16 protein-coding genes are annotated in these 13,931 nt (G+C 31.0%); 10 read left to right on the top strand and 6 right to left on the bottom strand.

Going from position 1 to position 13,931, the window contains the following annotated elements; translation table 11 throughout:
• Positions 1-12: 12 nt before the first annotated feature.
• The 3 genes from JJ847_01945 to JJ847_01955 all read right to left on the bottom strand — a co-directional run bounded on the left by JJ847_01945 (position 13) and on the right by JJ847_01955 (position 1,916).
• Positions 13-183 (bottom strand): hypothetical protein, encoded by a 171-nt coding sequence (locus JJ847_01945; GenBank protein ID MBO6959648.1) that lies wholly within the window; start codon positions 181-183, stop codon positions 13-15.
• A 12-nt stretch (positions 184-195) separates the two neighbouring features.
• A complete protein-coding gene (locus JJ847_01950; protein MBO6959649.1) occupies positions 196-1,296 on the bottom strand; it encodes a DUF4912 domain-containing protein in 1,101 nt (366 codons plus the stop codon).
• A gap of 266 nt (positions 1,297-1,562) precedes the next feature.
• The gene (locus JJ847_01955) at positions 1,563-1,916 is read right to left on the bottom strand and encodes a hypothetical protein (protein ID MBO6959650.1); all 354 of its coding nucleotides are present in this window, start codon (positions 1,914-1,916) and stop codon (positions 1,563-1,565) included.
• A gap of 94 nt (positions 1,917-2,010) precedes the next feature.
• Between JJ847_01955 and sufB the strand changes: the two genes are divergently transcribed.
• From sufB to JJ847_01975, 4 genes are read left to right on the top strand one after another with little or no spacing between them, the layout of a single operon-like run.
• Positions 2,011-3,453, top strand: coding sequence for a Fe-S cluster assembly protein SufB (gene sufB / locus JJ847_01960; GenBank protein ID MBO6959651.1), 1,443 nt, complete (start codon positions 2,011-2,013; stop codon positions 3,451-3,453).
• Positions 3,454-3,474: 21 nt separating this feature from the next.
• The gene (gene sufC, locus JJ847_01965; protein ID MBO6959652.1) at positions 3,475-4,260 is read left to right on the top strand and encodes a Fe-S cluster assembly ATPase SufC; all 786 of its coding nucleotides are present in this window, start codon (positions 3,475-3,477) and stop codon (positions 4,258-4,260) included.
• Positions 4,261-4,264: 4 nt separating this feature from the next.
• Positions 4,265-5,482 carry a SufD family Fe-S cluster assembly protein gene (locus JJ847_01970; protein MBO6959653.1) on the top strand — a complete coding sequence of 406 codons (1,218 nt, stop codon included), beginning with the start codon at positions 4,265-4,267 and terminating at the stop codon, positions 5,480-5,482.
• Complete coding sequence (locus tag JJ847_01975; GenBank protein ID MBO6959654.1) at positions 5,482-6,735, top strand: SufS family cysteine desulfurase; 1,254 nt, start codon at positions 5,482-5,484, stop codon at positions 6,733-6,735. The genes JJ847_01970 and JJ847_01975 overlap by 1 nt, the downstream gene beginning before the upstream one ends.
• On the opposite strand, the gene JJ847_01980 is transcribed toward JJ847_01975, so the two are convergent.
• Positions 6,732-8,657: a S9 family peptidase gene (locus tag JJ847_01980; GenBank protein MBO6959655.1), complete on the bottom strand. Its 1,926-nt coding sequence runs from the start codon at positions 8,655-8,657 to the stop codon at positions 6,732-6,734. The two genes, JJ847_01975 and JJ847_01980, sit on opposite strands and share 4 nt — an antisense overlap.
• 81 nt (positions 8,658-8,738) lie before the next feature.
• Between JJ847_01980 and def the strand changes: the two genes are divergently transcribed.
• From def to JJ847_02005, 5 genes are read left to right on the top strand one after another with little or no spacing between them, the layout of a single operon-like run.
• On the top strand, positions 8,739-9,344 hold the full coding sequence (gene def / locus JJ847_01985) for a peptide deformylase (GenBank protein MBO6959656.1): 606 nt from the start codon (positions 8,739-8,741) through the stop codon (positions 9,342-9,344).
• 4 nt (positions 9,345-9,348) lie between these two features.
• Positions 9,349-9,690 (top strand): histidine triad nucleotide-binding protein, encoded by a 342-nt coding sequence (locus JJ847_01990; protein MBO6959657.1) that lies wholly within the window; start codon positions 9,349-9,351, stop codon positions 9,688-9,690.
• A gap of 46 nt (positions 9,691-9,736) precedes the next feature.
• Positions 9,737-10,015: a hypothetical protein gene (locus JJ847_01995; GenBank protein MBO6959658.1), complete on the top strand. Its 279-nt coding sequence runs from the start codon at positions 9,737-9,739 to the stop codon at positions 10,013-10,015.
• 42 nt (positions 10,016-10,057) lie between these two features.
• The gene (locus JJ847_02000) at positions 10,058-12,040 is read left to right on the top strand and encodes an ABC transporter ATP-binding protein/permease (GenBank protein MBO6959659.1); all 1,983 of its coding nucleotides are present in this window, start codon (positions 10,058-10,060) and stop codon (positions 12,038-12,040) included.
• An 8-nt stretch (positions 12,041-12,048) separates the two neighbouring features.
• Positions 12,049-12,324, top strand: a complete 276-nt coding sequence (locus JJ847_02005; GenBank protein ID MBO6959660.1) for a high light inducible protein — start codon at positions 12,049-12,051, stop codon at positions 12,322-12,324.
• Here JJ847_02005 and JJ847_02010 read toward each other — a convergent pair whose 3' ends face one another.
• Positions 12,325-13,254, bottom strand: coding sequence for a Ycf66 family protein (locus tag JJ847_02010; protein MBO6959661.1), 930 nt, complete (start codon positions 13,252-13,254; stop codon positions 12,325-12,327).
• Positions 13,255-13,334: 80 nt separating this feature from the next.
• Positions 13,335-13,520: a photosystem II reaction center X protein gene (locus tag JJ847_02015; GenBank protein MBO6959662.1), complete on the bottom strand. Its 186-nt coding sequence runs from the start codon at positions 13,518-13,520 to the stop codon at positions 13,335-13,337.
• Positions 13,521-13,610: 90 nt separating this feature from the next.
• Here JJ847_02015 and JJ847_02020 point away from each other — a divergent pair, with 90 nt between their 5' ends.
• On the top strand, positions 13,611-13,916 hold the full coding sequence (locus JJ847_02020) for a YggT family protein (protein ID MBO6959663.1): 306 nt from the start codon (positions 13,611-13,613) through the stop codon (positions 13,914-13,916).
• Positions 13,917-13,931: the final 15 nt, after the last annotated feature.

Genomic DNA, 13,931 nt, shown 5'->3' on the forward strand with positions numbered 1-13,931 from the left:
AATCTAACTAAATTAATGAGGCATTTCGGAAGTTCTTAACATAGCGATAAACCATAATGAAGAAATTAATAATGCACTAAGAATTCCATAGTTAACACCAAATTTAGAAATTGTAATTGGAACTATTAATGGAAACGTTAATGCACCAAACAATGGAGTAAAAGCTACAATTTTTTTCAGCATTAATTTAATTTATTAAAACCATTCAGTCTCAGCATTATCTTTTTCATTAGTATCGTCAAGTGGTGTAGTTCTATCAAATTTCATTGATATACTTTTTTCTTGCTCACCAGATACATCAACAGCTTTAATATCATATTTTTGAGTTCCATCTCTAAATGGAACTTGAATTCTAAAAGTACCATCTGCAGCAAGAGGTACATCTTCTCCACCTATTGTCAGTTTTGCAGAAGGGTCTGTTGCTCCATAAACAATTAATTCAGCATCAGCAACGAGCCAAAAAGATCTATTTTTAACAATTCCGCTTCCAGAATCATTTAAACCTGATGACCATTTACCAGCACCTGAATCTGTAAGATTATCGTTGAGGTTTGTTGAATTTAAGTTTTCCATAAATTCTTCAGAACCAACTTTTCTTCTGAGAGGGATATTAGTTGCTGCTTGGTATAACCTTTCATGCATACCATTTTGTTCTGAAACAACAGGATTAGAAATATCTGGGATTGAATCCGAAGTAGAATCTAAATTAAAAGGGACGAATTTATCAAGAATTTGCTCAGAAGGATGGGACCCTGGAACATGGCTTATCGAAGAAAATGCCAATGACATCCAGTTAAAACCATATTTGTAACCTAATTCAACTTTATAATCTCTATCTGCTAGTGGAATCGGCAAGTACCACTCAGTACTGTAACTATCAACTGCTATCTCCCTAAGTGTTCCTTGATTCAAGTTACTTCCTTCAGAACCAGTTGCATCAAATAATCGTAAACATAATTTATTAGCTCCCAAAGATTGTGCTTTTTCTCTATCTGCATCAGAAATTTGCCAAAAAACATAAGCCCAATCTGGATCTCGGGGTAGAAAAACTACATTTGTTTTAACTTCTTGATTACTATTAAATGCATTGGACTCAGAAATTTCTTCAGATTTTGGCTGAGGGGTTACAATATATGTTTTTTTTGTAGATTTTTCTTGATATTTAAGTATTAAGTCAACTAAAACGACTTTTGTTTTGCGACTGTATAGCGGAACCGATAATTTACTTGCTTCTTGACGTAATTGTCTGAGGGTTAGTGAGAGTAATTGATCTTTATTCATGATCCCATCAGCCACTTTAAATTCTCCGTTTTTATTTGGGATCAGTATGTTCTTTTTTTTTAGGAATTGTGTGTCTTTTTGGTCTGTCGTCAGGATCCTCTGACTACTAAAGAATTCTCAAAATTGATATTTCTCTTCAAAACAGTTGGTATCAAAGCAATTAATTAATTTTCAGATCTTTTTGAAATGTAAATTAATTTTCTTTTTTTTTAAATTTTATTACCTGAATTTGTTAACGACTCAACAAAAATATATTTTTTCTTCGGGATCAAAAAGAGAATTCAGCGTTGTTTAACTAAAAGTACTAAATCATGTATCTCTAAATCCTCAATACTTTTACCGATTTTTTTTGAAAAAGTACTTAATTTTTTCGAAGTGGATTCTAACTGCTCATAAAAAAGATCACTAAATTTTTTGTCATTAAATTCTTTGGATTGGTTATCACACCATTCTCTCAGGGGATTTTTATTTTGATATTCCAAACTATTATCTACATTAATAATTTTTAAAATCTGAAGGCAATGAGCGAGTATTCTTAAATGATGTTTCTGCATTATAGGTAGATCAAGATTATCAATTTCTTGAATAGTTTCTATGTTTAATGGGTTAGATAAGGGATCAAGATGATTAGACATTAATTTTTAGTTTAATAAAGGAAAAAAACTCAATATTGGGGTTATCTTTCGTTAAAGTATATAAAGCTAATTGTAATAAGTTATTTTTGATAACATGGTCAACGAAAATTTAGTTAAAGATGTAGTAAAAGAGCCTTACAAATATGGTTTCGTTACTGATATTGAAACTGAAAAAATAGAAAAGGGTTTAAATGAAGACATCATAAAATTAATTTCAAAGAAAAAAGAAGAGCCAAAATTTCTTCTTGATTTTAGATTGAAAGCCTTTAAAAAATGGCAAAAAATGAAAGAGCCTGATTGGGCAGCATTAGGATATAAAAAAATTGATTATCAAGATATTATTTATTACTCTGCTCCTAAGCAAAAAGAGAAAATTTCTAGCTTAGATGAAGTTGATCCCAAACTTCTTGAGACTTTTGACAAATTAGGAATACCCCTCACGGAGCAAAAAAAACTCACAAATGTAGCAGTAGATGCTGTCTTTGATAGTGTTTCTATAGCAACAACTTTTAGAGAAGAACTTGCTGAGCATGGAGTTATATTTTGCTCAATTAGTGAAGCAGTAAAAAATCACGCGGATTTGATTGAAAAATATTTGGGTACAGTGGTTCCGGCTAGTGATAATTATTTTGCAGCACTAAATTCTGCAGTTTTTAGTGATGGTTCTTTTGTTTACATCCCAAAAGGTGTTACCTGCCCTATGGATCTATCTTCCTACTTCAGAATTAATAGTGGAGATTCAGGACAATTCGAAAGAACATTAATCATTGCTGAAGAATCAAGTTCTGTAAGTTATCTAGAAGGTTGTACAGCTCCAATGTTTGATACAAATACCCTACATGCAGCAGTTGTAGAGCTCATAGCATTAGATGACGCCTCAATAAAATATTCAACAGTGCAAAATTGGTATGCTGGTGATGAAGAAGGTATTGGCGGAATTTTTAATTTTGTCACCAAGAGAGGAAAATGTTTAGGTAAGAGAAGTAAAATTAGCTGGTCTCAAGTTGAAACAGGGTCTGCAATTACTTGGAAATATCCTAGCTGTCTTCTTTTAGGGGAAGAATCTGTAGGAGAATTTTATTCAGTGGCTCTCACCAATAATCTTCAGCAAGCAGATACCGGCACGAAAATGATCCATATTGGTCCTAAGACCAAATCAACTATTGTTAGCAAAGGTATTAGTGCAGGTAACTCAAAAAATAGCTATAGAGGTCTTGTCAAAATGGGGACAAAAGCTACAGGATCAAGAAATTACAGTCAATGTGATTCAATGTTAATAGGGGATCAAGCTTCTGCAAATACATTCCCTTACATCAAATCTCAACAACCCAATTCTGAAATTGAGCATGAAGCAAGCACATGTAGAATCTCAGAAGATCAACTTTTTTATCTCCAAAGCAGAGGTATAGAATTTGAGGAAGCAGTATCTATGATGGTCAGCGGTTTTTGCAGAGATGTATTTAATCAATTACCTATGGAATTTGCTGCTGAAGCAGATAAGTTACTGGCACTTAAACTAGAGGGATCAGTAGGTTAATTAATCAATTTCTAAACTGAAATGCAAAGTAAAATGAAAGAATCAGATCCAATTTTAGAAGTTGACAATCTCTCTGCATCTACTGATAATCTTCCAATTTTAAAAGGGGTTTCGCTTACTGTCTATCCTGGAGAAATCCATGCCATTATGGGAAGAAATGGATGTGGCAAAAGTACTCTTTCGAAAATCATTGCAGGTCATCCCTCGTATAATATTACAAATGGCGACATAAAATTTTTAGGTGAAAACATCAACTCTCTAGAACCTGAAGAGAGATCTCAATCAGGAATTTTTCTTGGTTTTCAATACCCAATTGAAATTCCAGGTGTAAGTAATCTTGAGTTTCTTAGGGTTTCAACTAATGCTAGAAGGAAATTCCTCAACAAAGAAGAATTGGATACTTTTGATTTTGAAGAATTAGTCAAAGAAAAGTTAGAAATTGTGAAAATGGATCACGCGTTCCTATCAAGAAGTGTCAATCAAGGCTTTTCCGGAGGTGAAAAAAAAAGAAATGAGATTCTGCAAATGGCTTTACTTGAGCCCAAGATCGCAATATTAGATGAGACCGATTCTGGTCTAGATATCGATGCTCTAAGAATAGTGGCATCAGGAATTAAAAAAATATCTAATGCACAAACTGGAATCATACTTATTACCCACTATCAAAGATTATTAGATGAAATTAAACCAAATTATGTCCATGTTATGTCAGACGGGCAAATCATAAAAACTGGTGAGAGTGATCTTGCTATGGAGCTTGAGGAAAAAGGGTATGAATGGACTGATAACTTTATAAAAGAGACCTAAACAAATGGAAATTATTGAAAAAATAAAAACTAATAAATCGGATGATAGCCTAACAGAAATTCAAAAAATCTGTCTTCATAAATTACAATCAAGCCCTCTCCCTAATCCTAAAAGTGAACTATGGAGACTTTCAAATAAATCAAAATTGTCAAACTTTTTAGATTTCTCAGTTAATGAAAAAAATTCAAAATTTGATATACCATTTCCGAAAAATTCTCAAAGTACTATTAGATTAATAATTGGTGAGAATTGCCAAATTAAATTAATAGAGAAAAATTATTCAATACAGCAATTAAGTGAGGATGAGTTACAAAAATATATCAAGGAACAGATATCTTTTTTTAAGCAAAACGAAAATTGGAGTGACCTACTAAATCTGTCTTTAAGTTGTAAAAATAATATTTTGGGATTAAAAATAAATGGATCAGAAATTCCTCCTATTGAAATTTTTAGTCACGCATCAAGTAATTCTTTAACCACAAAAACCCTCGTAATATTTTTTGAAAAGAATTGTGATGTTGAATTATTACAAGTAAATCTTGGTAAAGAAAACTCTTCATTATCTCAATCAACTTTCTTTTGCTTGAAAGAAAATAGTTCCGTAAATCATGGTGTTGTTTCATACGGTGAAAACAGATCCAATCTATTAAATTCTCTCAATGTAATTCAACAAAAAAATAGTGCATATAACTTAGGATCTTTACATTTCAAATTCAATTACGCGAGATTCGAAATTAGTATTAAACAATCTGCTGGAAACGCTAAAACAAATATCAAAGGTATGCAAATAACAAAAAATGATGAGCAGATTTCAACCTATACAAAAATAGAATTTAATGGTCCAAATGGATTTCTAGATCAAATTAATAAATCACTTGCTGATGATAAATCACATGCAATATTTGAAGGTTCAATAATAGTTCCGAAAATTGCCCAAAGAACTGATGCTTCCCAATTAAGCAGAAATTTACTTTTATCAAATCTCGCACAAATAGATACCAAACCTCAATTAGAAATAATTGCTGATGATGTCAAATGCAAACATGGTGCTACAATCTCGCAACTAAATGAAGAAGAACTTTTTTATATGCGAACACGAGGGATCACATTAATAGAAGCAAGTAAACTACAATTAAGTTCTTACTTTCAAGAAATAATTTCATTTATTCCCATTTCAAAAGATAAATGGGATTTGCTTGATAAACTTTTAAATGAGAATTAATGGAAACGATTCAAAATTTTCCTGAAATAACGAAGAAAGACTTTCCTCTTTTAAATAAGAACTTAAAAAGTAATGAGCAAATTATTTATTTAGACCATGCGGCAACCACACAAAAACCAATACAAGTTTTAAAGAAAATTGATGAATATTACAAAAACTTTAATGCCAATGTTCATAGAGGGGCACATCAATTAAGTGCTAAAGCAACAGAAGAATTTGAAAATGCACGATATTTAATTAGCAAATATATAAAAGCGAATTCAGCAAAAGAAATTATTTTCACAAGAAATGCTACTGAGGCAATCAATCTAGTAGCTAGATCATGGGGCGAATATTCATTAAAAGAAAACGATGAAATTCTCTTATCAATAATGGAGCATCATAGCAATATTGTTCCATGGCAAATGGTTGCAGCAAAAAATAAATGCAAATTAAAGTTTATAGGTATAGATAAAGATGGGAGATTAGATATAGACGACTTTAAATCAAAACTAACATCTAGAACTAAACTTGTTAGCCTAGTACATGTTAGTAATACTTTAGGTTGCTGTAATCCAATCAAAGAAATAACTAAATTAGCTAAACAAAAAGGTGCTTTAGTGTTAATAGATGCATGTCAAAGTTTGGCTCATCAAAAACTGGATGTGATTGATCTTAATATAGATTTTTTAGCTGGATCAGGACATAAATTATGCGGTCCTACAGGTATTGGTTTCCTCTGGTCAAGAAAAGAAATCCTAGAAAAAATTCCTCCTCTCTTTGGAGGTGGCGAAATGATTCAAGATGTTTTTGAAGAGACAAGTACTTGGGCAGAGCTACCACACAAATTTGAAGCTGGAACTCCAGCCATTGCAGAAGCAATAGGTCTTGCAGAAGCAATCAATTATATTAACAATATTGGATTGAATAAAATTCATGAATATGAAAATACTATTACTAAATATTTATTTGAAAAATTAAATCAAATAGAAAATATTGAAATCATCGGTCCATCGCCAGAGATAGATCCATACAGAGCCTCACTTGCCACCTTTTATATAAAAAATATACATTCAAATGATATTGCTGAAATTCTTGATTCAAAAGGAATTTGCATCAGAAGTGGCCACCATTGCTGTCAACCTCTTCACAGATACATTGGAATTAAATCAACAGCTAGAGTCAGCATGAATTTCACAACTAATAAGGAAGAAATTGATATGTTTATAGAAAAATTAAAAGATACTATTGATTTTCTAAAAATCAATTCTTAAATATTCAAAGCATTTTTTAAAAATTCCTGAGTTTTTTGCATTACTAATTCTTTATTTTCAATATTTCTAAAACCATGACCTTCATTATCAAAAAAAATAACTTCTGAATATTTATTATTCTGAATCAAAATTTCTTGAATTTTTAAAGTTTGTTTATAAGAAATCACTGTATCTTTTTTTCCGTGAAACAATAAGATAGGTTTTTTTATTTTTTTAATATGATTTATCGGTGATCTATTTATATAATCATCATGGTTTTTTGCATAATTTCCTACCAAAGATTTTAAATAATCTTTTTCAAACCTATGAGTGTTGTGATGCATATCCTTCAAATCAATAACAGGATATTTACAAATTGCTGCTGTAAAAATAGACCCATATAATAAACAATTCAGGGCAGTTAACCCACCAGCACTATTACCAAAAATTACTACTTTTTCACTATCAACTTGATTTGAATTAATTAATTCAAGAGCTAGTGATTTGCAATCATAAGAATCAACAATACCCCATTTATAATTCAACCTCTCTCTATATGCTTTACCAAATCCTGATGATCCTCCATAATTAACTTCAGCAACAAAAAATCCCTTCGATGTCCAATATTGAACTTCAGAATTATATGATCCATCAAAAAATGAAGTTGGTCCACTATGAGCTCTAACAAAAAGCGGTGGTTTTCTAAATTTTTCAAGAAGTGGCCTATATAAAAAAGAATGAGTAGATTTATCTTCAAAACCTTTAAACCAAAAAGATTCAGGTTTTAAACAATCTTTTATATATTCAGCATTGATTTCCTCAAAAACATTTAATAAAACTTCCTTTTTAAAATCAATTTCAAGTAAATTTCCAAGAAAATCAGATCCATGACCTTTCAAAACTACTTTCTTCTCAAAAACACTAAAATCACTTATTGAAGTAAAAGGAGTAGAAAATTCTTTAACGAATTGAAGATCTTTATATTGTTCAATTACTAAATTATTTTCTTTTTTTGCTAAACAAAATAAATCTTTTATATCCCCTGAAAAAAATGTTATTCCTGAGACCCACTGAGGTACTCCATATTCAACAAAATTTCTCTCTACTCTTTTTATAATAACAACATTCTCAATTTTACTAGCATCTAAGAACAATAAATTCCACCATCCAGAACTATCTTCAGAACATACTAAAAGAGTTTCACTTATCCAATAAGGCTGAAAAAAAGAAACATTTTTTTTAGCATTAATCAGCTTATCTGAGAATTTTTTTATTTTTGTTATCTCTCCATCTAAATCAATTTGAGCAAAACAAAGATCATTTTTCTCCCAGGGCATGTATGGCGAATCCCACTCGACCCAAGAAAGTAAGCTAACAGAAGTATTAGAAGATAATTCTCCAGCGAAATTTTTAAATTTTTTTATTAGATAAATATCTTGTTTAGTTTTTTTTAAGTTTAAAGAAAATAAGTAATCTCTATTATTTATTTCACAAATACCATACAAAAAATTTTTTTGAGAAATAACAAATGAAGAATCGAAATTTCCATTAATTGATTTAGATAGTTGTCTCGGTTCTTGAACTGGATCGAGATATCTTTTTTGACTTCTATAATTTAATGCTACCTCTTTAAAAATTTGTAACCATACTGCGTTGGTAATCTGATCTATCCATATCAAATAAAAATTTTTTTTAAAATATATACATTTATAAGATTTACCACCATATCCATGAAAGTTATTTTTAATATTATATTTTTTACTTGTTAATTTCTGAGGAAACGCTTCTTTTTCATTAAATGGTCTTGCAAAAATAGCATTTTCATTTTGACCTTCACCAACAAGATCAATCCAAAAAATGATATCCCTAACAATAGTTAATTCCTTAAAAGATTTTTTTTTAAATACAGTTTGACTAACTTTTAACTGCTCATCATTACTCATTTTTAAAAAATATAAAGAATGCAAATTAAAGTGCTAGTATTTTTATAGCTAAACTCTCAATTAAAAACCTTTTTTTTCAACGTGGCAAACCATTTTTCACAACTTGCAAAAAAGTCAAGAACAAATGGAAACGCAGAAAAAGTTGCAAAAGAACAACCAGGAAAGCCATCTCTAGACATTTATAAACTTGGAGATGATGTATTAAGACAAAATTCCAAAAGAATAACTAAAGTTGACGAATCTATCAGAAAACTTGCTAGAGAAATGCTTCAAAGCATGTATGCAGCTAAAGGAATTGGACTTGCTGCACCTCAAATTGGAATCAACAAAGAGCTTCTTGTCATAGACGTAAATTTTGAAGATTCAGCAGCAGAACCTTTAATATTAATCAATCCAGAAATTACAAACTTTGGAACAACCCTTAATTCATACGAAGAAGGTTGCTTGAGTATACCTGGCGTCTATTTGAATGTAGTAAGACCATCAACTATAAAATTAAAATTTAGAGATGAAATGGGACGACCACGTAAAATGAAGGCAGATGGACTTTTAGCGAGGTGTATTCAACACGAAATGGATCACTTAAATGGAATATTATTTGTAGATAGAGTTACATCAAAAGATGATTTGAACAAAGAACTTTTAAAAGAAGGGTTTAACGAAAAAGACGTTATCTCAATTAATTAATTTAATGTCTGAAACAACAATATTTCAAAAAATCATTAATAACGAAATACCCTGCGATAAGCTTTATGAAGATAAGTTTTGTATTGCATTTAATGATATCCAGGCGCAAGCTCCAGTACATTTCCTAGTGATTCCTAAAAAGCCAATAATCAGTTTATTAGAGTGTATTGAGGAAGATGCAAATTTATTAGGGCATTTACTTTTTGTTGGTAGCAAAATAGCTAAATCAAAAAATTTAACTAATTGGAGAACAGTAATTAACACTGGAGCAGAATCGGGACAAACAGTTTTTCATTTACATATTCATTTTTTATCTGGAAGAAAAATGAATTGGCCTCCAGGTTAAAACTCTCGAAAGAAATATTAATGGGTTATAAATAAATAAAAACAAAATGAATACTCCAGAGTCCTTAAATACAGAATCTAAAAATTTATTCAACTTAATTTCAAAAAATTGGGAAGAGCTTGATGATTCACTCAAAAATAAGTTAATAAAAATTTGGAACGTTTTAACTTATAAATGGCAATTACAAATTTTATTTAATTTACCTTTTCTACTATGGTGGGCATTAGATAAATCTTTTCCAAAAGTTCATGAATTTGATGCAACAATCTTGAATTACTTGAATTTACCTGACTGGGCACTTTCATTTATTGGCTTTGGTCAATAGACCGCTAAAAGTTATAATTTATTTCATAACACTAGTCGAGTAATGAATAAAGCAGTTAATAATAAATCCAAAATACTATACCAATTACAAAAATTAAGGAAGCTGTCTCAGCCGTTTTTTCTTCCAATAGATCAATGTAATGGATTCCAATTTATTTGGCTCTTGATTTCTCTTTTATTTTGTGTTGGTGGAGTAGTACTTGTTGGTCTTACAGGAATAATAAGTTTTTTTGAAAGCTTTCAACCAATTTTTCTTGAAAAGTATTTCGGAGGTGTAGTAAGTACTGTCAATTCAATTTGGGCTGGGAGTTGGGGATTACTTTTCTCTGCATTATTTCTAATTGGATCAGGAAGCTTTTTTAGCTTAAGACGTCAATTAAAAAACCGTAGATGGTTACATTGGTTATTCCTTGCGATAATTGTATTAATGCTTTTAGCTGTAAACGGAATAAACGCAGGTATTGGATTCATTGCAAGAGATTTAACAAATGCTTTAGTAGAAAAACAAGAAGATGGATTTTATAGGATATTGGGGATTTACGCTTGTTGTTTCGCTGTGGCTCTACCAATACGGGTTTCCCAAATATTTTTCACATATAAATTAGGAATAATTTGGAGAGAATGGCTTTCAAAAAGTTTAGTAAAAGATTATATGACTAATAAAGCTTATTACCAATTAAATCCCAATGATGAAGAACAAACTGATGTAGATAATCCTGATCAAAGGATTACAGATGATACGCGTGCTTTTACTGGTCAAAGTCTCTCTTTTACGTTAGGTATTTTTGATGCATTACTAACGTTTTCTCTGAATATTCTTATTTTGTGGAGTATCAGTACAACACTTACTTTTTCTTTATTTGGTTACGCTGCTTTTGCAACGTCTATCCTTTTAATTGCTGGTAAAAATCTTGTAAAGATAGACTTTGATCAACTCAGATACGAAGCAGATTTTCGATATGGCTTAGTACATATTAGAGATAATGCTGAATCAATCGCCTTTTATTCTGGCGAGAATCCTGAGCGAAGTGAAACTGAAAGAAGATTAGGAGAAGTAGTAAGAAACTTTAATTTATTGATTATATGGAGAGTAATAATTGATGTCATGAGAAGATCGATTAATTATGCTGGAAATTTCTTTCCATACTTAATAATGGCAGTTCCTTACTTTAAGGGAGATATTGATTATGGGCGCTTTATTCAGGCAAGCTTTGCATTTGGAATGGTTGAAGGTTCATTATTTTTTATTGTGAATCAAATAGAGGAACTTGCAAAATTTACTGCTGGGATTGGCAGATTAGAAGGATTCCAATCAAAAGTTGAATCAATTAGTCAAACCAAACCAACAAGCAATCAAAAAATTATTTCAGATTACCCCTCAATTCTTATTAATAACGCTGACCTGTGCCCACCAGGATCAAATAAAAAAATAATTAAAAATTTAAATTTGAGTATCGACAATAATCAATCACTCTTAGTTGTTGGACCATCTGGGTGCGGAAAAACATCTTTACTTAGAATGATTAGTGGTTTATGGGAACCGGATCATGGAATGATTAAAAAACCGAAAATTGGCGATTTATTATTCATACCTCAAAAGCCTTATATGTTACTAGGTTCTTTAAGAGAACAATTATGTTATCCCACAGAAGTGAATAAATTTAGTGATGAACATCTTACTTCTGTATTACATGAGGTAAATTTAAAAACCTTAGTAGATCGTTATCCTAATCTTGACATCAAGCAAGATTGGCCACGAATTCTTTCTCTAGGGGAGCAACAAAGATTGGCTTTTGCAAGACTGTTACTAAATTCCCCAAGATTCGCAGTACTTGATGAAGCAACAAGTGCTTTAGATATTGACACTGAAAAAAAACTATATAGTTTACTAAAAGAACGAGAGCTTTCTCTTATAAGTGTTGGACATAGACCTAGCTTAAAAGATTTTCATGAAAATATTTTAGAATTAAATGGACAAGGAGACTGGAAATTATTAGCTTCTGATAAGTATAATTTTAAGGATTAGAAAAAAAAATGAATTCTAAAGAAGAACAAACCAACTCAGAACTAACTAATTTAGAGAATGTGAGTTTTATAGAAGAGCAAAAAAATCCGAATCAGATCAATGAACAAATTGAAGACAATAAATTAGATGAAAAATCAATAGAGATTAAAGATGAATATCAATTTGGATGGAGTAGCTATTCTGAAATAACTAATGGAAGATTTGCAATGATTGGCTTCATAGCAATAATATTAATTGAATTAATTAGTCAACAATCATTTTTAAGATGGGCAGGTATCCTATAATTAATCATCAAATCTAGAACTATTATCTCTAGGTTTCTTTTTGTTTGTTGCAACGTTATATCTACCATTTTGATTTTTTGAACTTGATCTAGATGAGGAGCTAACTCTACGATTCACTCGTGGGTTTTTGGCTTGATTAGCATCTTTAAATGAAGCATCTTCTACTTGAGTTGTTGAAGTTTGTGGCCTAATAGGAGATCTTGTAGGTTTATTTCTTAATGGAGAAGAATCATCAGGAGTAGAAATATTATCCTGTCTAGAAACATTACGATTAATCCTGGGTCTTGACCCTGTTTTAGCTTCATCGCGAGATAAGTTTCGTCTCTCACCAAATTTATTTCTTGCTGATTGATTACTATTTCTATCTTCAGAAGTCTCTCTTCTCCTTCTATTAAGTTCTTCTTCTTCAAACGGACTCACTTCTCTCTGAGATGGCCTGCTTCTACTTGCTGCAGCAGAGGGTATAGCTCTTGAAACATTTCTCCTACGAGATCTCCCTTCGCTATAGTCCTCTTCAAATTCATCTTCTTGAGGTTTAAATCTTCTTGATGGTCTTCCAGATTCTTCAAACCTATCGTAATCATCATTAAAGCGACCTCTAGCATTTCTGGGAACATCAGAAATAGGATCATCATCAAAATAAGATGATCTTCGAGCTTGATCAGTAGCAACTCCCCTCAATCGCACACTTTCATATGCGAAAAAAACTGTGGTTCCTGCTAATAAAAACTGACCAAACTGGAGGATAGGATCTAACCTCCAGCCTTGAAAAAATAATATTCCTCCACACAAAAGTCCAATTGCTGCAAAGAAAACATCATAATCCCTTGCTAAAGCAGGTTTAAAAGACCTTAAAAAATAAAGGCCTCCTCCACATACCGCAAGAACTATACCAACAATACTGGCCCAATTGAGACTAGCATTGACCACATTCTTTCTCCAAAAATTTATTTTTTAAAGGGTTACTTAAATCCCCCATATATATAGTGTACTTAAAACTTCTACAAAAACTAGCGTCTTCCAGTAGAAGTACGATCTAGGGAGTCTTTCTGACTGACAAAAATCAAAAATGCAGAGGCTGGAATAACAATAAGTAGAGCAGCAGCAATAAAACTACCTATCATTCCAACTGCGGAATTATTTGCAACTTCAGTAGAAAAGTCAGCGACTAGTAATAAATTTGAAATTTGAAACACTTTTTAAATATTAAATTCTCAATTTATAATACGAATTAAATACGTTTCAATGGGTTATTTATTAAGATGAATTAAATAATTGTGATTTCCTTGCTTATAAACACTCTTCAAATTTTAGATATTAGTTTAGGAATTTTTCTTTCATATCTAACTATAGTTTTTCTAATAAGATTAATTCTTACTTGGTATCCTAAAATTGATTTAAGTAAAGGTTTATGGTTATTAATTTCAATACCATCAAGCTCAATTCTTAATTTAACAAGAAAACTAATTCCTCCTATTGGAGGTGTTGATGTTGGACCCGTAATTTGGATTGGAGTTATAAGCTTTTTAAGGGAAATTTTAGTCGGTCAGCAAGGACTTATAAAACTTGCATTGCAAACAAATATTTCGTAAAAATAATTTTATTAT

The organism is Prochlorococcus marinus CUG1438 (assembly GCA_017644325.1).
GTDB lineage: Bacteria > Cyanobacteriota > Cyanobacteriia > PCC-6307 > Cyanobiaceae > Prochlorococcus_A > Prochlorococcus_A marinus_AA.